Genomic DNA, 19,670 nt, shown 5'->3' on the forward strand with positions numbered 1-19,670 from the left:
CCCGCCATGACGACGCCCTTCGACGGCACCCGCTGGCGCAACTGGTCCGGACTCGTGGGGGCGCGCCCCGAGCGGGTGCTCAGCCCGTCGTCGGTCGAGGACATCGTCGACGTCGTACGCCAGTCGCGTGAGCAGGGCACCACGGTGAAGATGACCGGCACCGGGCACAGCTTCACCGCGATCGCCGCCCCCGAGCACACGCTGCTGCGGCCCGAGCAGCTCGCCGGGATCCTCGACGTCGACCGCGAGGCGATGACCGTCACCGCCCGCGCCGGCACGCCGCTCAAGGACCTCAACCTCGCCCTCGAGCGCCTCGGCCTCTCCCTGCACAACATGGGCGACATCGCCGAGCAGACCCTCGCGGGCGCCACGTCGACCGGCACCCACGGCACGGGGGGGACGGCGGCGGGGCTGGCCGCGCAGCTCGCCGGGCTCGAGCTGGTCACCGGCACCGGCGAGGTCGTCCGCGCCTCGGCCACGGAGAACCCCGACGTGTTCGACGTGGCCCGGGTCGGACTCGGCGCCCTCGGCATCCTGACCAGCGTCACCTTCCACGTCGAGCCGCTCTTCGTCATCGAGGCCCACGAGCAGCCGATGCGCTGGGACGGGGCCCTGGCGGCGTACGACGACATGACCGCGGCCTCGCACCACGTCGACATGTACTGGTTCCCCCACACCGACGCGATGATGGTCAAGCAGAACGTGCGCACCGACCTCGAGCCCGGCGAGCAGGAGCCGCCGTCGCGGCTGGCGGCGTGGTGGGAGGACGAGCTCGTCTCCAACACCGTGTTCGGCGGTCTGGTGCGCGTCGGGTCGCGCGCGCCCGGCCTCATCCCCCGCATCAACCGCGTCGCGGGCAGGGCGCTCTCGGAGCGCCGCTACAGCGACCTGGCGCACCGCGTCTTCGTGACGCCGCGCTGGGTCCGCTTCCGCGAGATGGAGTACGCCGTCCCGCGCGAGGCCGGCCTCGACGTGCTGCGCGAGTGCCGACGGGTCATCGACGCCAGCGACTGGCGGATCGCGTTCCCGGTCGAGATCCGCACCGCACCGGCCGACGACATCCCGCTCTCCACGGCCAACGGCCGCGACAGCTTCTACCTGGCCTTCCACGTGCCGATGGACACCGACCACACGGCGTACTTCGGCGGGCTCGAGCCGATCCTGCGCGAGGCCGGCGGCCGCCCGCACTGGGGCAAGGTGCACACCCGCACCGCGGCCGACCTGGCCCCGATCTACCCGCGCTTCGACGACTTCCTCGCGATGCGCGACCGGCTCGACCCCGACCGGGTCTTCGCCAACGACTACCTCCGCCAGGTGCTCGGCGACTGATCAGACGTTGGCCGGGCCCTTGGGCATCGGTGCCTGCCACCCACGGACCATCGCGAGCAGCCGCCAGCCGAGGCAGGTGGCGAAACCGGCCGCCGCCACGATGCCCAGCGGGAGGCCCACGCGGTCCAGCACGACGGCCACGGCGGCACCCGCGAGCGCCGGGGTGGCGTACAACGCACCCTCGAAGACGACCGGCACGCGACCGGCGAGCACGTCGCGGATCATGCCGCCGCCGATCCCGGTGACCATGCCCATCAGCGCGGCGGGCACCGGGCCGACGCCGTAGTCGACGGCCTTGAGTGCACCGGTGACGCAGAACAGCGCGAGCCCGAAGGCGTCGAAGAGCGTCACGACGCGCTCGAGCCGGCCCACCGTCGGGTGGAAGACGAAGGTGACCAGGCCTGCGGCGACCGGGACGATCAGGTAGCGCCAGTCGGCGAGCGCGGCCGGCGGGGTCGCGCCGATCAGCACGTCGCGGATGAACCCGCCGCCGAGACCGGTGACGCCGCCGAGCACGAGGGCAGCGAACAGGTCGAGCTGCTTGCGCACGGCCACCAGCGCACCGGTGACCGCGAAGACGAAGATGCCGACGAGGTCGAGCACGACGAGCGTCGTGGCGTACTCCGTGGATGGCACACCCGCAGGCTAGAGCGCAGGCGCGCCGTACGCGTAACCGAGCGGGGGCCACACGCTGGCGTAGGCTCGCCGGAACGGATGCCGAGCGCATCGACGACACCACCCGACCCACCGCCCGACCCAGCCAGGAAGCAGTCAGGAGCCCGCCGCCCATGGCCAAGCTGACGTTCACCGGACGCAGCGGTGACGGCAAGCGCCTGATGCTGGTGGACGAGTCGGGAGAGCAGCACTCGGTGGTGATCGACGCCAAGCTCCGCAGCGCCGTGTCAGGCGTGCCCGCAAGCAACGGCCAGTTGGAGATCCCGATGGAATCAAGCCTCCGCCCCCGCGACATCCAGACGCGCATCCGCGCCGGTGAGACTCCCGAGTCGGTCGCCCACGCCGCCGGCACCTCGGTCGAGAAGATCATGCCGTTCGCGGCTCCGGTGATGGCCGAGCGTGCCCACGTCGCCGAGCGCGCACAGCTCGCGTCCGTACGACGTCGCGCCAGCGAGTCCGGCGCCCGCACCCTCGGCGAGGCGGTCAGCGCCCACCTTCGCTCGCACAACGTCGACCCCGGCATCGTCGACTGGGACGCCTGGCGGCGCGAGGACGGCCGCTGGACCCTGACCGGGCTGTACGACGTCGCCGGCCGAACCGGCACCGCCACCTTCTCCCACGACCCCCGCGGCAACTTCGTGACCGTCGACGACGACGACGCCCGGTGGCTGATCGGCGAGGCCGGGCCGGCCCCGTCCGCCGAGCCCGCCGCCGACGACCTCGCCGCGGCCCGCCAGCGCCGGCTCAACGCGATCCCGGGTGAGGAGCTCCCGCTCGGCGACGACGCGATCGAGATGGTCGCCGAGGAGGAGTCCGACGGCACCGGCGAGTCGGCCAACGAGCAGACCGCCGAGCTGGCGGCGCTGGGCGCCGAGCAGCCGGTCGAGGCCTACCTCGACGAGGCCCCCGCCCACGACACCGACGCCGACACGCACGGCACCGAGCCGACCGAGCCCGCTGCCGAGGCGGCCCCCGAGCACGCCGAGCCCAAGGCCCGGCCGGCGAAGAAGCGCGGGCGCGCCTCGGTGCCGAGCTGGGACGAGATCATGTTCGGCGGCGGCAAGAACGACTGACGTGCGCCTGGTCCAGCTCAACGTCCACCCCCTGAAGTCCGGAGCGATCCGGCCGCTCGACTCGGCCGGAGTGCAGCGACGGGGGCTCGAGGACGACCGCTCGTGGATGCTCGTCGACGCCGACGGGCGGCTGGTGTCGGCCCGCGAGGTGCACGCGACCTTACGGATCCTCGCCGACACCCCGACGACCGACGAGACCGTCACCAGCGCGCTGCGGCTGCGCGCGCCCGGTCACGACGACCTGGCCGTGGAGGTGCCCGACGCCGAGCCCGTCGCGGTCCGGCTCCACTCGCTCGACCTGAAGGCCGTGCCGGCGAGCGACGACGCGCACGCGTGGGTGCGCCGGGTGCTGGGGCGCGACGACGTACGCCTGGTGTGGTGCCACGACCCGGGGTCCCGCACGCTCCAGCCCGGCTTCTCCTCCCCCGACGACCTCACTGCCTTCGCCGACTCGTTCCCGGTGACGATCGCCTCCCTCGCGTCGCTGCGGCAGCTCAACGACTGGATCGTCGAGCGCGCGCTGGAGACCGGCGAGGAGGTGCCCGAGCCGCTGCCGATCGAGCGCTTCCGCGCCAACCTGGTCGTCGACGGCGACGAGCCGTTCGCGGAGGACCACTGGGGCGAGGTCCGGGTCGGCGGCGTGCGCTTCACGGTCGCCAAGCCCACCAGCCGCTGCGTGATGACCACGATCGACCGCGAGAGCCTCACGACCGCCAAGGAGCCGATCCGCACCCTGGCCCGGCACCGGTTGGTCGACGGCAAGACGATGTTCGCTGCCCACCTCCTGCCGCTCGACGACGGTCGGGTCGCCGTGGGTGACGAGGTCTCGGCGAGCTGATCAGCCCGTCTCGACGGGACGATCGGGGTCGGTGATCCAGCCGCTCCAGCTGCCCGGGTAGAGCGCCGCGTCGATGCCGGCCGATGCCAGCGCAAGCAAGTCGTGGGCGGCCGTGACACCGGAGCCGCAGTAGGCAGCGACCGTGCCGGACGTGGCCCCGACCCGGGCGTACACCGCGTAGAGCTCGTCGGCGGACCGGAACCGGCCGCGCTCGTCGAGGTTGGCGGTCGTCGGCACGTTGACCGCCCCGGGGATGTGGCCGGCCACCGGGTCGACGGGCTCGGTCTCCCCCCGGAACCGCTCGGCCGCGCGGGCGTCGATCAGCACGTCGACCGCCAGCACGCCGTCGGGCTCGACCACGGCCATCAACTTGTCAGCGGAGAGAGTGAAGTCGCCCGCGGCTGCGGTGGTCTCCCCCACCTCGACCGGGTGGCCTTCCTCCTGCCAGGCCGTCCAGCCGCCGTCGAGCACGCGCACGTCCGGGTGACCGTGGAACCTCAGCAGCCACCACGCCCTCGCCGCCGCGCGGCCCTGCCAGTCGTCGTACACCACCACGGGGCGGTCGGCACGCACCCCGACCCGGCGCATGGCCGCCTCGAAGCGCTGCTCGTCCGGGAGCGGGTGGCGCCCGCCCACGCCGGGCGGGTCGGCGAGGTCCTCGTCGAGGTCGACGTACGTCGCTCCCGGCACGTGGCCGGCCGCGTGCTCCTCGGCTCCGGGCGGACCACCCATCAGGTAGCGCACGTCGAGGACGGTGACGTCGGCGAGCTCGGCCGCGAGCTGGTCGGGACTGATCAGGGGCCCGTCGACCTGACCGGCGGCGCGGCGGTCGATCGCCTCGATCTCGGCAGCCGCGACCGCGGCGACCTGGAGCAGCTCCACCCGTCGTCGTACGGGATCGGGCTCGGCCAGCGCCTCGAAGACCTCCTCGAGCAGGATCGCGTCCCAGGAGTGGCCGCCGGCCTCCATCCGGGCGTCGTTGAGGGCCTTGCACCGCTCCACGACAGGCACGAACGGCTCGGTGCCCGCCGGCCCGGCCGAGGGATGGTCCTGACGGCCCCAGCGCGACACCTGCCGGCGGCGCTCGGCGGCGATCTCGGCCGCGATCGCGTCGATCCGGCCAAAGTCCTCGTCCATGTCCGGCACGGTAGCCGCCTCGGTGGACGGCCGCTGTGACAAGATCGCCGGGACATGGCTGAACTGCACTTCTTCACCGGCACGATGGACTCCGGCAAGTCGACGCTGGCGCTCCAGACCAACCACAACCACGCCGCCCGCGGACGCGTCGGCCGCATCTTCACCACGCACGACCGTGCGGGCCAGGCGGTGCTCTCCAGCCGGCTCGGGCTCACCCACGACGCCCTCGAGGTCGACACCGACTTCGACTTCTGGAAGTACGTCGTCGACTCGCTGACCCGCGGCGGTCGCATCGACTACCTGATCTGCGACGAGGCCCAGTTCTACTCCGCGGACCAGATCGACCAGCTCGCCAAGGTCGTCGACGAGCTCCAGATCGACGTCTTCGCCTTCGGCATCCTCACCGACTTCCGCTCGGTGCTCTTCCCGGGCAGCGCCCGGCTCGTCGAGCTCGCCGACCGGATGAACGTGCTCCAGGTCGAGGCGCTGTGCTGGTGCGGCAAGCGCGCCACCCACAACGCGCGCACCGAGAACGGCGCCATGGTCGTCGAGGGCGAGGTGATCGTGGTCGGCGACGTCGAGCAGGCCGACGAGCCCCCGGCCGACGTGGCCTACGAGGTGCTCTGCCGCCAGCACCACCGCCGCCGGCTGACCGCGGCGCGGGCCAAGGCCGTGAGCCTGGCCCCCGAGCCGCTGCCCTTCGGCTGAGGACTACCCCACCAGGATGGGGATCAGCATCTCCGTCGAGGTGAGCGAGCCGTGCAGCCCGACGAGGGTGTTCTCGTAGGGGAAGTCGCGCGTCGAGACGACTGCGGTGTCGCCGTGACAGGCCACCACCACGTCGCCCAGGCGCGGCAGCACGCCGGTCTCGACCGCGCCGAACCAGCCGGTGCCGATCGCCGCCTCGCGGGTCAGCACCGTGGCCCGGTCACCGAGCACCTCGCGCCAGGTGGCCACCACGTCGTCGACCGCACCGGCCGCGCAGTAGAGGTGGCGGAAGCGCGCCTCGCCACCCACCAGCCCGACCCCGTCGCGCAGACCGTCGACCTCGTCGACGTCGATCCGCGCCTCCTGCGGACTGTCGATCATGCCGTGGTCGGCGACCACGAGCAGTCGGGTGGAGGCAGGTAACGCCTCTCGCAGCTGCTCGGCCTGGTGGTCGACCATCGCCAGCTGCTGGAGCCACTGCGTCGAGGCGACGCCGAACTTGTGGCCCGTCCAGTCGAGGTCGGAGTCGTAGACGTAGGTCAGCGACGGCTGGTGGGCCGAGGCGGTGACCGCCGCCGCGATCCGCTCGCCGACGCGGTCGGCACCGACGTACGCCGCTCCGCGCTGGGAGGCCACGGTCAGGCCGGTGCCGTCGAAGTCTCGCTTGTTGACCGACGTGACGTGGACGCCCGCGTGGGCGAGCCGGCCGAACGCGGTGGGGTGCGGCTGCCACTCCAGCGGGTCGATGTGCTTGTCCCACCAGAGGTGGTTGAGCAGCCGGTCGGTGCCGGGGATCCGCGCCGTGAAGCCGACCAGGCCGTGCGCGCCCGGCACCAGACCGGTGCCGAGCGAGGTGAGCGAGGTCGCGGTCGTCGACGGGACGCCTGCGGTGCCGGTCGAGCCCTCGTCCACCAAGGACGAGAGGTACGGCGCGGAGTGGCCGTGGCGGGCCAGCAGCTCGGCACCGAGACCGTCCACGAGGAAGACGACGTACGACGGCGCGGGCGGGAGCTCGATCCCGACGGGGTGACCGTCGAGGCCGACACCCAGCGCGCGGGCGACCGACGGAATCACGTCGGCGAGCGAGCGGTCACCGTAGGCCGGTGGGGTGAAGCCCGGGCCGGAGGCCGGGGAGCTCACCCGCGGGTGCGCGCGGACAGCGCGTCGGCGAAGGTCAGGAGCCCGGCGACGGAGTCGGCGCCCTCGGCAGCAGCCGAGACGCGCAGCGTGTAGTCGTCGCCGGCGAGCGTGCCGGTGTAGCCGTGGTCGGCGTCGCAGTTGGGGTCGGAGCAGACCGCGGGCTCGAGGTCGAGCCGGCCGACGCCGCCCCAGCCGATCGTCAGCACGGCTTCGGCCGGCGGCGCCACGCCCTTGGTCGGGTTGGCCACCATCCGGGTCACGACGACCGTGCGGATCGAGGTCAGTGTGACTGCCTCGGTCGTGGTGGAGGTGTAGGGCTCGGGGAGCAGGTCGTCGCCCGGGTGCTCGTCGGTGTGGGCGATCACCAGCCGCGTCGGGGTGAGGATCAGCGCGGTCAGGTGACGGCGTACCTCCTCGTGGTCGAACGTGGTCTCGTGGTGCACGAAGAAGGAGACGACCTCCTCGCCGCCGGAGGCGGAGAAGACGCCGTCGGCGACGACCTCGGGGTAGTAGCCGGTGCGGTGGATCGCCTGCCGGAGGTCGTCGGAGACGTCCAGGTCACGGGTGGAGCGGGGCATGGGTGAAGTCTGTCACGCGGGACTCAGTCCGGGAGAGTGTCCCCAGGCATCGTGCTGAGGCGGCGGACGAACCAGTCGGAGCGCGGGTCCTTGACCGGCTCGACCCGGACGTTCGCGCCGAGCACGGTCGCCCCCTCCGCGCCGGCGAGGACGAGCGGCAGCTGGAGCGCGCGCACCTGGGGCAGGTCGTTCTGGAGGTGGGCGACCTGGCGCACGACGCGCTCGATCTCCTCGACGTCGACGATCTCGCTGCCTCGGTAGCCGAAGAGCAGCGGCGAGGCCTTGATCTCGCGCACCATGTCCTGTGCGTCGTGCTCGGCCAGCGGCGGGATCCGGTAGGACCGGTCACCCAAGAGCTCGGTCAGCGGACCGCTCACCCCGAACGACAGCACCGGACCGAAGAGCGGGTCCTCCATCGTGCTGATCGTGACCGGCACACCGGGGGGCGCGTTGCGCTGCACGACGAACCCCGCCTTGTCGGGGTCGGTGATCAGCTGGTTGAGCGAGGCCCAGGCGTCCTTCATCTCGTCGGCGGTGTCGATGTTGCGCCAGACGTGGGCGAGGTCGGGCCGGTCCCGGAGGTGGTCCGCGGTCGCCTTGAGGACGACGTCCCAGCCCAGCGCCTCGCCTGCGGTGACGGCCTCGTCGAGCGACTCGACGGCGTAGGTGTCCCAGAGGTCGATGCCGTAGGCGCTGAGCAGCTTGTGCTGCTCCTGGAAGTCGAGGTCGCGGCCCTCGGGGTGGCGCATCAGCACCTCGTTCACGAGGTGGCGGGCCTTGTCGCGCTCGGAGGAGTCGGGCTCGAGCGGCTGCGCCTGCGGGAACCGGAGCCACACGGCGTACTCCACGACACGCGCGAGGGCGCGCACCGCGGCCTCCACGGCTGGGTACGACGGCACGGATCCGCGACCGGCGCTCGAGCCGGCGACATCGGGCACCCGCAGCAGCTCCGGCACGCCCTCGGTGCCGAGAAACGTCGAGACGATCGGCTTGTCCGACTGCTCGCCGACCGCGGCGAGCACGTTGGCGACGTCCTCGCGGGCGCCGGCGACGTTGAGCGGCGGGATGAAGATCGCGACGACCGAGTCGACCTCGGGGTCGTCGATCGCACCGTCGAGGGCGTCCTCGAAGTCCTCCGCAGTGGCGTCGGCGCCGAGCGCGACCTGCTTGTTGACCACCAGGCCCACGGAGTTCGCGGCGTCGGCGGCCAGCAGGCCCAGCGCGTCGGAGTTGCCGACGATCGCGACCCGGCGTCCGCGCGGCAACGGCTGGTGGGCGAGCAGCTGGGCGACGTCGAACATCTCCTCCAGCGACTCGACCTGGATGATCCCGGCCTGGCGGAACATCGCGTCGACGGCCTCCGGCGGTGCCCCGATCTTGCGTACCGCGTGGCCCATCGGCACGCCCTGGGAGCTGCGGCCGGAGCGCACCGCGACGATCGGCTTGCGCCGGCTCACGCGGCGGCAGATCCGGGAGAACTTGCGCGGGTTGCCGATCGACTCGAGGTAGAGGAGGACGACCTCGGTGGCGTCGTCCTCCTCCCAGTACTGGAGCAGGTCGTTGCCGGAGACGTCGGCGCGGTTGCCGGCGCTGACGAAGGTGGTGAGGCCCAGGCCTCGGTTCTGCACCTTCTCCAGGATCGCCGACCCGAGCGCGCCTGACTGGCAGAAGAAGCCCGCGCGCCCGCGCGGCGGCATCACCGAGGAGAGTGAGGCGTTGATCGAGACGTCGGGGTCGGTGTTGATCACGCCGAGGGCGTTGGGGCCGATCAGGCGCAGGCCGTAGGAGCGGGACAGCCCGACGAGCCGGCGCTGGCGCATCCGGCCCTCCTCGCCCGTCTCGGCGAAGCCGGAGGAGATCACCACGAGCCCGTGCACGCCCTTGGCGGCGCAGTCGAGCACGACGTCCTGGACCGCCTCGGCCGGCACCGCGACGATCGCGACGTCGACCTCGCCCGGGATCTCGGCGACGGACTTCCACGCGGGCATGCCGCCGACGGCGTCCGCGCTCGGGTTGACGACGTGGACGCGGCCGGTGAAGTCGCCGAACACGAGGTTGCGCACCAGCAGGTGGCCGATGGTGTCCTGGCGGCGGCTGGCGCCGATGACGGCGACCGACTTCGGGGACAGGAAACGCTCGATGGAGGCGTACTCGGCCCGGTGCTCGCGCTGCTCCATCACGCCGATCGCGGTGTCGGTCGGGTCGATCCGGAAGACCAGCTCCATCACGCCGTCCTCGAAGGCGCTCTTCACCTGGTAGCCGGCGTCCTTGAACGTGTGGATCATCGCCTGGTTGTCGGGCAGGATCTCCGCGACGAACTCCTCGATCCCCCGCTCGCGGCCCGCCTGGGCGAGGTGCTCGAGCAGGAGCTGGCCGATCCCGCGGCCCTGGTGCTTGTCCTCGACGAGGAAGGCGACCTCGGCGTAGCCGGGCCGGATGGTGTCGTAGCGGCCGACGGCGATCATCTGGCCGGCGACGAGCAGGATCATCGCCACCCGGTCGCGGTGGTCGACCCGGGTGAACCGGTCGAGGTCGCGCTCGGACAGCTCCGGCATCGGCGAGAAGAAGCGGTAGTACTTCGACTCGTCGGAGACGCGGCTGTAGAACTCGACCAGCAGCGCCCGGTCCTCGGGCTGCATCGGTCGGATGTGCGCCGTCCTGCCGTCACGCAGCAGCACGTCCGCCTCCCAGTGGCGCGGCGGAGGCGGAGCGGTCGGCAGTTCATCCGCTTCGGTCACGGCTGCAATCTATCGGGCCCTCTTCCCAGGTGGTTGAGTAGCCGAGCGACACTCTCCCTGGCTGGTCGAGTAGCCGAGCGACACTCTCCCTGGCTGGTCGAGTAGCCGAGCGAGGAACGAGCGAGGCGTATCGAGACCCCTCCACAGATCGAATCCACCCCCTCGCACTCCGCGCGGCAAGGCCGCACGCTCGAGAGATGCCTGGCTACGTCTACATGCTCCGGTGCGCCGACGACTCCCTGTACGTCGGCAGCACGCGCGACCTGCCCACCCGGTTCCACCAGCACCAGATCGGCGAGGGATCGACCTACACGCGGGACCGCCTGCCCGTCGAGCTCGTCTGGTACGAGGAGTACGGCAGGATCTCCCACGCCTTCGCACGCGAGAAGCAGATCCAGAACTGGGGCCGGGCCAAGCGCCTGGCGCTCATCGACGGGAACTACGAAGGGCTCCCCGCGCTCGCGAAGAAGGACTTCTCCAAGCGCCGGCGACCAGTTCCCCCGCCGTTGGTCGAGTAGCCGCCGGCCTGCCTAGTTGGTCGAGTAGCCGAGCGAGGAACGAGCGAGGCGTATCGAGACCCCTCCTCGGAGAATGGGTCTCGATACGCCTGCTCGCTGGCGCTCGCAGAGCTACTCGACCACCTATGGCAGGCGGGTCTCGATACGCCTGCTCGCTGGCGCTCGCAGAGCTACTCGACCACCTTGTGACGTCCTGATCGGCGTGCCCCCGGGTGGAGGCGGGGCGGGACCGGGGACAATGGCGCACATGGCACGACGTACGACGAAGCAGCCCCTCCCGGACGACTTCGAGGAGCACATCCTCGACACCGACATCCGTGACGAGATGCAGTCGTCGTTCCTGGAGTACGCCTACTCCGTCATCTACTCCCGGGCACTGCCCGACGCGCGCGACGGCCTCAAGCCGGTGCAGCGACGGATCCTCTACACGATGGACGACATGTCCCTGCGGCCCGACCGTGGACACGTCAAGAGCGCCCGCGTCGTCGGCGAGGTGATGGGCCGGCTGCACCCGCACGGTGATGGCGCCATCTACGACGCCCTGGTCCGGATGGCGCAGCCCTGGTCCATGCGGCTCCAGACCGTCGACGGCCACGGCAACTTCGGCTCGCCCGACGACTCCCCCGCCGCGATGCGTTACACGGAGTGCCGGATGGCCCCCGCCGCGGTCGCGATGACGGCGTCGATCGACGAGGACACGGTCGACTTCAAGCCGAACTACGACTCGCGCGAGATGGAGCCGGTCGTCCTGCCGGCCGCCATCCCGCACCTGCTGGTCAACGGCTCGGCCGGCATCGCGGTCGGCATGGCGACCAACATCGCCCCGCACAACCTCGTCGAGGTGGTCCAGGCCCTCAAGCACCTGATCACCCACCCGAAGGCGTCGCTCGACGACCTGATGCGCTTCATCCCCGGCCCGGACCTGCCCACCGGCGGCAAGATCGTCGGCCTCGACGGCATCCGTGACGCCTACGAGACCGGCCGCGGCACGTTCAAGATGCGCGCCACGGCGCGCATCGAGTCGGTGACGGCGCGGCGCAAGGGCATCGTCGTCACCGAGCTCCCCTACGGCGTCGGGACCGAGCGGGTGATGGACCAGATCAAGAAGCTGGTGCTCGCCAAGAAGCTCCAGGGCATCGCCGACATCAAGGACCTCAGCGACCGCGAGCACGGCCTGCGCCTGGTGATCGAGGTCAAGAACGGCTTCGTCCCCGAGGCGATCCTCGACCAGCTCTACCGCCAGACCGCGCTCGAGGACTCCTTCGGCATCAACGCCGTCGCCCTAGTCGACGGCCAGCCGCGCACGCTGGGCCTCAAGGAGATGCTCGACGTCTTCCTCGGCCACCGCTTCGATGTCGTACGCCGTCGCTCCGCGTTCCGTCGCAAGAAGGCCGCCGACCGGCTGCACCTCGTCGACGGCCTCCTCATCGCCATCCTCGACATCGACGAGGTGATCCAGGTGATCCGCGGGTCCGACAACGCCGCGGCCGCCAAGGAGCGCCTGATCGAGATCTTCGAGCTCTCCGAGATCCAGGCCGACTACATCCTCGACATGCCGCTGCGCCGCCTGACCAAGTTCTCCAAGCTGGAGCTGGAGAAGGAGAAGGGTGAGCTCGAGCGCACGATCGAGTACCTCGACGCGATCCTCGCCGACGAGAAGCTGCTCCGGAAGGTCGTCTCCGACGAGCTCACCGAGGTCGCCAAGGAGCACGGCACCCCTCGTCGTACGGTCCTGCTCGGCGCCGCTCCCGCGATCACCGCTGCGGCGTCCGTCGAGGTCAGCGACGACCCGTGCTTCGTGCTGCTCTCCTCGACCGGCCTGCTGGCCCGCACCAAGGACGTCGAGCCCCCGGGCCGCGGCGGCGACCGCACCAACCACGATGTGACGATCTCCGCCGTCCGCTCCACCAAGAGGGGCGAGGTCGGCGTCCTCACCAACCGTGGTCGACTGGTCCGGCTCTCGGTGCTCGACCTGGGCAACGCCGAGCTGCCGTCGACCGCCAACGACCCCAACCTCTCCGGCACCCTGTCGCTCAGCGAGCTCGTCGCCCTCGACAACGGCGAGCGCGCCCTCGCGCTCACGTCGCTCACCACCGACGGACCCGGGCTGGCGCTCGGCACCCGCCAGGGCGTCGTCAAGCGGGTCAACCCCGAGGTCCTCGGCCGCGACGAGTGGGAGGTCATCGGCCTCAAGGACGGCGACGAGGTCGTCGGTGCCGTCGAGCTCCACACGGGCGAGGAGGAGCTCTGCTTCATCTCCAGCGACGCCCAGCTGCTCCACTTCCCGGCCTCCGGCGTCCGCCCCCAGGGCCGCTCGGGCGGCGGCATGGCCGGCATCAAGCTCGGTGCCGGGCAGCAGGTCGCGTTCTTCGGTGCGTTCGACCCCACCGACGCCGTCGTCGTGACCGCGAGCGGCTCGTCCACCGCCCTGCCGGGCACGGAGGCCGGCGCGGTGAAGGTGGCTCCGTTCTCGGAGTACCCCGGCAAGGGGCGCGCCACCGGCGGCGTCCGCAGCCACCGCTTCCTCAAGGGCGAGGACACCCTCGTCGCTGCCTGGGCCGGTCCCGGTCCGGCGCGAGCGGCCGCGTCCAGCGGTGCGCCGATCGACCTGCCCGAGGCCACCGGCAAGCGCGACGGGTCCGGCGTACCTGCCCCGCAGCCGATCGCCGCCGTCGCCTCTCCGGTCGCGTTGCACGTCACCGGCTCCGACGCGGATGCCGATTCCGCGCCCGCCCCTGTGGAAGGCTGACGCCATGCCTCTTCGTGCCCGGACGCACCGTCGTCTCGCCGCCACCGCCTCGGTCCTGCTCGCCCTCCCCGCCTTCGCTGCCTGCTCGGGCGACAAGGGCGGCGCCGGTGACGACGGCCCGGCACCCGAGGACGTGCTCGCGGAGGCCGCCACCAAGCTCACCGAGACCAGCGGCGTCGACCTGACCCTGTCGACCGGCACGCTGCCCGACGGCGTCTCCGGCATCGCCAAGGCCGAGGGCACGGTGACCCAGGCCCCCGCCTTCGAGGGCTCCATCACGGTCGTCTTCGCCGGCCAGACCGCCGAGGTCCCGGTCATCGCGGTCGACGACAAGGTCTACGCCCAGCTGCCCTTCACCAACGGCGCCTGGGACACCGTCAACCCCAAGGAGTACGGCGCCCCGGACCCGTCGCAGCTCGTGGGCGAGGACGGCTTCGCCGGTCTGCTCGGGCTCACCGAGTCACCCGAGGCCGGTGAGAGCGTGCGCGGCGGCGCCAACAACGAGGAGGTCCTCACGACCTACTCCGGCACGGTCCCGGGCGACGCGATGGACGCCGTCATCCCCTCCTCCGCGGGCGACTCGTTCGACGTGGAGTGGCAGGTCAACGACGACGGCGAGCTGCGCAAGGCGAGCCTGACGGGCGTCTTCTACCCCCACACCGACCCGATGACCTACACCGTCGAGTTCGACGGCTACGGCAGCGAGAAGGAGATCACGGCGCCGTGAGCGTCGACCCGGTCGCGACCGGGGACTCGCGCACCTCGCGACTGCTCCTCGCGATCGCCGCGGTCGCGGTCGCGTTCGCCGCCGCCGACACGTACGTCGTCGTGCTCGCGCTGCCCGACATGATGACCGGGGTCGGCGTCCCGATCGACCAGCTCCAGCGGGCCGCCCCGATCGTCAGCGGCTTCCTGCTCGGCTACGTCGCGATGCTGCCGCTCATCGGCCGCATCGCCGACCTGCGCGGCCGGGTGCCCGTGCTGGTGATGGCGCTGGTGCTGTTCGCCCTCGGCTCGCTGATCACCACGCTCGCCTACGACATGCCCAGCATCGTCAGCGGCCGGTTCCTCCAGGGCGTCGGCGGCGGCGGGCTGGTGCCGGCCACCCTGGCACTCGTCGCCGACCTCTACCCCGTCGAGCGCCGCGGCATCCCGCTCGGCGTCGTCTCGGCGGTGCAGGAGATCGGGTCGGTCGTGGGACCGCTGTTCGGCGCGGTCGTGCTCGCGCTCGCCGACTGGCGCGCCATCTTCGCGATCAACCTGGCCGTCGGCCTCGTGCTGGCCGCGGCGGTCCGTGCCCTCCGCCCGGCCTCGCCATCGGCGGTTGAGGTGCGCCCTGAGCGAGCCTCGAAACCACTCCCCGACGTCGTCGGCACCCTCCTGCTCCTCGCGACCCTCGCTGCCGGCGCGATCGTCTTCCTCCGCCCGTCGTCACTGATGCGCGACCTGACGTGGGGCCAGCTCTTCATCCCGTTCGCCGGCGACGGTCGCTGGCTCACCCCGATCGGCGCGATCACGGTCGGCGCGCTCGTGCTGCTGCTCGCATGGTGCTGGTTCGCCCCGCGGCCGCTGCTCGACCTGCGCGGCTGGGTGCGCGTGCTGCTCGAGGCCGACCTGGTGGGAGCGCTCCTCCTGGCCCTCGCGCTCGGCGGCGTGATCCTCGCCTTCGCGACGGCCGACCCCAAGATCGAGGTGTTCTCACCGCGCGGTCGCTGGTACCTCCTCGGTGCCCTCGTCGCCGCGGCCGCCTTCACGTGGCACGTCCGCCGTGCGGCCAACCCGCTCGTGCCACGCGGCGCCCTGCGTCGTACGCCGGCGTGGGGAGCGCTGCTGGTCAGCTTCTTCGTCGGTGCCGCGCTGATCGCCGCGCTCATCGACATCCCGCTCTTCGCCCGCACGACCGTCTACCCCGACGACCAGCTGCCCGCAGCGCTGGTGCTGGTCCGGTTCCTGCTGGCGCTGCCGGTCGGTGCGGTGCTCGGCGGCTACCTGATCCGCTCGCTCTCCCCCGGCGTCGTCACCGCGATCGGCATGCTGATGGCGGCGGTCGGCTTCGTGCTGATGACCCGGTGGGGCCTCACCACCATCGAGGAGCCGGTCGCCAACGTCGCGCTCATCGTCGGCGGGCTCGGCTTCGGGCTCGCGCTCGCGCCGGTCAACGCCGCGCTCCTGGCGTTCACGGACGACGACGTGCACGGCGTGGCCAGCGCGTTCGTGGTCGTCTCGCGCATGGTCGGCATGCTCATCGGCATCTCCGCGCTCACCACCATCGGACTGCGGCGCTACTACTCCGAGCAGCTCGCGATCCCGCCGGTGCAGGAGGTCTGCGACGGCAAGAGCAAGTGCAAGGCGTTCTCCGACCTGCTCCGGGTCGCCGGCATCGCCCAGGAGCACGCGGTCTTCTGGGGTGCGGCCGGCTGCGCGGTCATCGCGGGCGTGCTCGCGCTCGTGGTCTTCCGCGAGGTGCGGCCCACCCGCCTCGCTGCGCGAGACCTGTTCTCGGGCCACGCCTGAGGTTCGCTAGCCTGCGGGACGTGGACGACTTCTCCGACCTGCTGCAGGCCAACCGCGACTTCGCGGACTCATTCGACCTCGGCGGCTTCGACGGCATCGCCCATGCCGGCATCGCCCTGGTGACCTGCATGGACTCGCGCATCGACCCGCTCCGGATGCTCGGCCTCAAGCAGGGCGACGCCAAGATCTTCCGCAACCCGGGCGGCCGGGTGACGCCCCAGGCCCTCGAGGCGCTGGTCCTCGGCGTGCACCTGCTCAACGTCTCGCGGATCCTCGTGGTCCCGCACACCCGTTGCGCCATGGCCTCCGCCTCGGAGGAGGAGCTGCGCGTCAAGGTCGGCGAGTCCGCCGGCACCGACGCCAGCTGGCAGTCCTTCGGCGTCGTCACCGACCAGCTCGACCAGCTGCGCCAGGACGTCGCCAAGGTCCGCACCCACCCGCTGATCGCCGGCCGGGCGACCGCCGGCGGCTTCCTCTACGACGTCGACACCGGGCTCCTCACCCAACACGTGTGACGTACGCTCCGACCTGCTGCTGCTTCACCATGGGATGTCGGTGAACAGGCACTTCCCCAGGTCAATTCACCATGGCAAGCGCCCATTGAGCGACATCCCATGGTGAAGCGTCACCGGGAGCCGGAGGACGTACGTCAGTCGACCGGCGTGCGCTGCGTGTCGGCCTGCATCCGTGCGATGCGCTGGTCGGTCCGGTCGATCCGGTACGCGTCGAGCGTGCCGTGGCGCACGCCGAGCCGGATGATCCAGTAGGCGCCGAACACCAGCGCGCCGTACACCGGCAGGACGAACAGCAGCAGCGCGCCAAGGTCAAACACGTGCGAAGACTACGGGGTAGAACGGCCCCCGGCCTGAACTTCCACGCGCTCGGGCAGAAGTCCATCGAGGCCTGAGCGTACGACGACCGGATCGGGCCTGAACTTCCACGCGCTCGGGCGGAAGTTCATCGACGGACGACGATCAGGACCGTCCGTGCGGCCACGACCGCCCCATGATGACCTGATCGGGCGAGAGGCCCGGTCCGATGACCGCCCAGCCCATCGACCGGTAGAGGTGCCGTGCCGGGTCGTCGGCGTCCGCCGAGGTCATGAGCACCCAACGCGACTCCTCCAGACCGGCCGTGAGCACAGCCATGAGCTGCCGCCCGACCCCCGCACCGCGGGCGGACGCGTCCACCCCGATGCTCACGAGCTCGAAGTGCCCACCGAGCCAGTCACCCGCGACGTCGGGGTGCAGCACCCGAGCGGCGTTGTCGGTCCACCACTGTCCGGCCTGACCCGTGTAGCCGTAGGCGAAGCCGACCAGGACGCCACCTTCGCGGGCCAGGGCGAGCCGGAAGCCCGTCCGGGACGCATGGCGGTCCCAGACCTGCTCGCGCCACGTGGCGATGCTGTCGACGTCGCCGAAGACACGGGCGTACAGCGGCCACAGGTCCTGGCGTACGACGTCGTCGGCGACGGCCGTGACCAGCACGACCTCGACCACTACGCGTCCAGCGTCTCGACGTCGACCTCGTAGGCACCCTGCACGATGAACTCCTTGCGGGGAGCCACGTCCGAGCCCATCAGGAGCTCGAAGACCTGGCTGGCCTCGTCAACGTCGTCGATCGTGAGCTTGCGGAGCGTGCGGTGGCGCGGGTCCATCGTCGTCTCGGCCAGCTGGTCGGCATCCATCTCGCCGAGGCCCTTGTAGCGCTGGACCGGGTCCTTCCAGCGCAGGTTCTTCTTCTTCAGCTCGGCCAGCTTCCGCTGCAGCTCGTCGTCGGAGTAGGTGTAGATGTACTTGTCCATCCCCTTCTTGGGGTTGGACAGCTCGATGCGGTGCAGCGGCGGCACGGCCGAGTAGAGCCGCCCGTCACGCACCAGCTCGGGCATGTACTTGAAGAACAGCGTGGCGAGCAGGCAGCGGATGTGGGCGCCGTCGGAGTCGGCGTCGGCCATCAGGATGATCCGGCCGTAGCGCGCCGCCTCGAGGTCGAACGTACGACCCGACCCGGCGCCGACGACCTGGATGATCGAGGCGCACTCGGCGTTCTTGAGCATGTCGCCGACCGAGGCCTTCTGGACGTTGAGGATCTTGCCGCGGATCGGCAGCAGCGCCTGGAACTCGCTGCTGCGCGCTGCCTTCGCCGTACCCATCGCGGAGTCGCCCTCGACGATGAACAGCTCGGTGCGCTCGGTGTCGGTGCTGCGGCAGTCGAAGAGCTTCGCCGGCAGGGCGGAAGACTCGAGCGCGTTCTTGCGGCGCTGGTTCTCCTTGTGCTGGCGAGCCGCCAGGCGGGTCTTGGACGCGCCCGCGACCTTCTCCATCAGCAGCTTGGCCTGGGCCTTCTCGGCCCGCTTGGTCGAGGTGAGGAACGACTTGAGCTCGCCGGCCACGACCTTGCGTACGACGCCGCGCGCCGCCGGGGTGCCGAGGATCTCCTTGGTCTGCCCCTCGAACTGCGGCTCGGCCAGCCGGACGGTGACGACCGCGGTGAGCCCCTCGAGCACGTCGTCCTTGATCACGTCGGTGTCGGCGGCCTTCAGCACCTTGGCACCGCGCATAGCGTCGTTGAAGGTCTTGGTCAGCGCGGCCTCGAAGCCGCCGACGTGGGTGCCGCCCTTGGGCGTGGCGATCACGTTGACGAAGGAGCGGACCTCGGTGTCGTAGGCCGTGTCCCAGCGCACCGCGACGTCGACCATCAGCTCGCGCTCGACCTCCTGCGGCGTCATGTGGCCCTTGTCGTCGAGCAGCGGCACCGTCTCGGTGAAGGTGTCGGTGCCCTGCAGGCGCAGGATGTCGGTGACCGGCTCGCCGTGGGAGAGGAACTCGACGAACTCCGCGATGCCGCCGTCGTGGCGGAACTTCTCCTCGACCATCTCGTCGGTGCGCTGGTCGCGGATCACGAGCTCGAGCCCCGGGACGATGTACGACGTCTGGCGGGCGCGGCCGAGCAGGCCGTCCATCTCGAAGCGGGCGTCCTTGGTGAAGATCTGGCGGTCGGGCCAGAAGCGGATCCGGGTGCCGGTCCTGCCCTTCGCAACGCGCTTGCCCTTGCGGGTGAGGCCGGACTGCGGGGTGAACGACGCAGCAGGGCCGTCGCCGTCGAAGACGCCGGGCACGCCGCGCTGGAACGACAGGCCCTGCTGGGAGGGCGAGCGGTCGACGTCGATGTCCATCCGCGAGGAGAGCGCGTTGACGACGGACAGGCCGACGCCGTGCAGGCCGCCGGTGGCGACGTAGGAGCCGCCGCCGAACTTGCCGCCCGCGTGCAGCTTGGTCGCCACGACCTCGACGCCGGAGAGCCCGGTCTTGGGCTCCTTGTCGGTCGGGATGCCGCGGCCGTCGTCGTACACCTCGACGGAGCCGTCGTCGTGCAGCGTCACCTCGACGCGGTGCGCGACGCCCGCCAGGGCCTCGTCCACGCCGTTGTCGATGATCTCCCACAGGCAGTGCATCAGGCCGCGCGTGTCGGTCGAGCCGATGTACATGCCCGGCCGCTTGCGCACCGCGTCGAGGCCCTCGAGGACGAGGAGGTGTGCTGCGTTGTAGGTGTTGTCTGCCGGTGCCGCCACGAAGGTCCTGTCGTACGTGAAATCCAGGGAATCGGGTACTACGAACCACAGATGTGGAACACCCCGACACTACCCGCGACACGCCGTACGGCGACGGAGGCA

The 19,670-nt window shown here is 71.3% G+C and carries 17 protein-coding genes; 9 read left to right on the forward strand and 8 right to left on the reverse strand.

The window, feature by feature from the left end; all coding sequences use genetic code 11:
* Positions 1-6: 6 nt before the first annotated feature.
* On the forward strand, positions 7-1,329 hold the full coding sequence (locus tag J2X46_RS17415) for a D-arabinono-1,4-lactone oxidase (protein WP_310252771.1): 1,323 nt from the start codon (positions 7-9) through the stop codon (positions 1,327-1,329).
* Here J2X46_RS17415 and J2X46_RS17420 read toward each other — a convergent pair whose 3' ends face one another.
* The gene (locus J2X46_RS17420; protein WP_310252772.1) at positions 1,330-1,965 is read right to left on the reverse strand and encodes a trimeric intracellular cation channel family protein; all 636 of its coding nucleotides are present in this window, start codon (positions 1,963-1,965) and stop codon (positions 1,330-1,332) included.
* A 152-nt stretch (positions 1,966-2,117) separates the two neighbouring features.
* Between J2X46_RS17420 and sepH the strand changes: the two genes are divergently transcribed.
* Both sepH and J2X46_RS17430 read left to right on the forward strand, forming a co-directional pair.
* Entirely contained in the window at positions 2,118-3,077 is a 960-nt protein-coding gene (gene sepH, locus J2X46_RS17425) for a septation protein SepH (RefSeq protein ID WP_310252775.1), read from the forward strand.
* Position 3,078: 1 nt separating this feature from the next.
* Positions 3,079-3,915, forward strand: a complete 837-nt coding sequence (locus tag J2X46_RS17430) for an MOSC domain-containing protein (protein ID WP_310252777.1) — start codon at positions 3,079-3,081, stop codon at positions 3,913-3,915.
* On the opposite strand, the gene J2X46_RS17435 is transcribed toward J2X46_RS17430, so the two are convergent.
* Positions 3,916-5,052 (reverse strand): sulfurtransferase, encoded by a 1,137-nt coding sequence (locus tag J2X46_RS17435; protein ID WP_310252779.1) that lies wholly within the window; start codon positions 5,050-5,052, stop codon positions 3,916-3,918.
* Positions 5,053-5,106: 54 nt separating this feature from the next.
* Here J2X46_RS17435 and J2X46_RS17440 point away from each other — a divergent pair, with 54 nt between their 5' ends.
* Complete coding sequence (locus tag J2X46_RS17440; protein WP_310252781.1) at positions 5,107-5,760, forward strand: thymidine kinase; 654 nt, start codon at positions 5,107-5,109, stop codon at positions 5,758-5,760.
* A 3-nt stretch (positions 5,761-5,763) separates the two neighbouring features.
* Here J2X46_RS17440 and J2X46_RS17445 read toward each other — a convergent pair whose 3' ends face one another.
* The 3 genes from J2X46_RS17445 to J2X46_RS17455 are packed head-to-tail and all read right to left on the reverse strand — an operon-like array spanning position 5,764 to position 10,216.
* Positions 5,764-6,900 (reverse strand): alkaline phosphatase family protein, encoded by a 1,137-nt coding sequence (locus J2X46_RS17445; RefSeq protein WP_310252783.1) that lies wholly within the window; start codon positions 6,898-6,900, stop codon positions 5,764-5,766.
* Positions 6,897-7,478, reverse strand: coding sequence for a DUF5998 family protein (locus J2X46_RS17450; protein ID WP_310252786.1), 582 nt, complete (start codon positions 7,476-7,478; stop codon positions 6,897-6,899). The genes J2X46_RS17445 and J2X46_RS17450 overlap by 4 nt, the downstream gene beginning before the upstream one ends.
* Positions 7,479-7,501: 23 nt before the next feature.
* Positions 7,502-10,216, reverse strand: a complete 2,715-nt coding sequence (locus tag J2X46_RS17455) for a GNAT family N-acetyltransferase (RefSeq protein WP_310252788.1) — start codon at positions 10,214-10,216, stop codon at positions 7,502-7,504.
* A 197-nt stretch (positions 10,217-10,413) separates the two neighbouring features.
* Between J2X46_RS17455 and J2X46_RS17460 the strand changes: the two genes are divergently transcribed.
* The 5 genes from J2X46_RS17460 to J2X46_RS17480 all read left to right on the forward strand — a co-directional run bounded on the left by J2X46_RS17460 (position 10,414) and on the right by J2X46_RS17480 (position 16,512).
* Positions 10,414-10,734 carry a GIY-YIG nuclease family protein gene (locus J2X46_RS17460; protein ID WP_310252790.1) on the forward strand — a complete coding sequence of 107 codons (321 nt, stop codon included), beginning with the start codon at positions 10,414-10,416 and terminating at the stop codon, positions 10,732-10,734.
* A gap of 247 nt (positions 10,735-10,981) precedes the next feature.
* Positions 10,982-13,483, forward strand: coding sequence for a DNA topoisomerase IV subunit A (locus tag J2X46_RS17465; RefSeq protein ID WP_310252793.1), 2,502 nt, complete (start codon positions 10,982-10,984; stop codon positions 13,481-13,483).
* Between the two features lie 4 nt (positions 13,484-13,487).
* A complete protein-coding gene (locus tag J2X46_RS17470; protein WP_310252794.1) occupies positions 13,488-14,210 on the forward strand; it encodes an LppX_LprAFG lipoprotein in 723 nt (240 codons plus the stop codon).
* Positions 14,207-15,997, forward strand: a complete 1,791-nt coding sequence (locus J2X46_RS17475) for an MFS transporter (protein WP_310252797.1) — start codon at positions 14,207-14,209, stop codon at positions 15,995-15,997. The genes J2X46_RS17470 and J2X46_RS17475 overlap by 4 nt, the downstream gene beginning before the upstream one ends.
* Positions 15,998-16,017: 20 nt before the next feature.
* Positions 16,018-16,512, forward strand: coding sequence for a carbonic anhydrase (locus J2X46_RS17480; RefSeq protein ID WP_310252800.1), 495 nt, complete (start codon positions 16,018-16,020; stop codon positions 16,510-16,512).
* Positions 16,513-16,646: 134 nt separating this feature from the next.
* On the opposite strand, the gene J2X46_RS17485 is transcribed toward J2X46_RS17480, so the two are convergent.
* From J2X46_RS17485 to J2X46_RS17495, 3 genes are all read right to left on the reverse strand, one after another.
* Positions 16,647-16,829, reverse strand: coding sequence for a hypothetical protein (locus tag J2X46_RS17485; RefSeq protein WP_310252802.1), 183 nt, complete (start codon positions 16,827-16,829; stop codon positions 16,647-16,649).
* A gap of 142 nt (positions 16,830-16,971) precedes the next feature.
* Positions 16,972-17,496: a GNAT family N-acetyltransferase gene (locus J2X46_RS17490; protein WP_310252804.1), complete on the reverse strand. Its 525-nt coding sequence runs from the start codon at positions 17,494-17,496 to the stop codon at positions 16,972-16,974.
* The gene (locus tag J2X46_RS17495) at positions 17,496-19,568 is read right to left on the reverse strand and encodes a DNA topoisomerase IV subunit B (RefSeq protein ID WP_310252806.1); all 2,073 of its coding nucleotides are present in this window, start codon (positions 19,566-19,568) and stop codon (positions 17,496-17,498) included. The genes J2X46_RS17490 and J2X46_RS17495 overlap by 1 nt, the downstream gene beginning before the upstream one ends.
* Positions 19,569-19,670: the final 102 nt, after the last annotated feature.

The organism is Nocardioides sp. BE266 (assembly GCF_031457855.1).
In the GTDB taxonomy this organism is placed as follows: Bacteria; Actinomycetota; Actinomycetes; order Propionibacteriales; family Nocardioidaceae; genus Nocardioides.

Bases quoted from the DNA above. Each gene is read 5' to 3' on its own strand.
- J2X46_RS17470 (WP_310252794.1), top strand. From the start codon at position 13,488: ATGCCTCTTCGTGCCCGGACGCACCGTCGTCTCGCCGCCACCGCCTCG.
- J2X46_RS17415 (WP_310252771.1), top strand. From the start codon at position 7: ATGACGACGCCCTTCGACGGCACCCGCTGGCGCAACTGGTCCGGACTC.
- J2X46_RS17440 (WP_310252781.1), top strand. From the start codon at position 5,107: ATGGCTGAACTGCACTTCTTCACCGGCACGATGGACTCCGGCAAGTCG.
- J2X46_RS17460 (WP_310252790.1), top strand. From the start codon at position 10,414: ATGCCTGGCTACGTCTACATGCTCCGGTGCGCCGACGACTCCCTGTAC.
- J2X46_RS17450 (WP_310252786.1), bottom strand. From the start codon at position 7,478: ATGCCCCGCTCCACCCGTGACCTGGACGTCTCCGACGACCTCCGGCAG.
- J2X46_RS17465 (WP_310252793.1), top strand. From the start codon at position 10,982: ATGGCACGACGTACGACGAAGCAGCCCCTCCCGGACGACTTCGAGGAG.
- sepH (WP_310252775.1), top strand. From the start codon at position 2,118: ATGGCCAAGCTGACGTTCACCGGACGCAGCGGTGACGGCAAGCGCCTG.
- J2X46_RS17435 (WP_310252779.1), bottom strand. From the start codon at position 5,052: ATGGACGAGGACTTTGGCCGGATCGACGCGATCGCGGCCGAGATCGCC.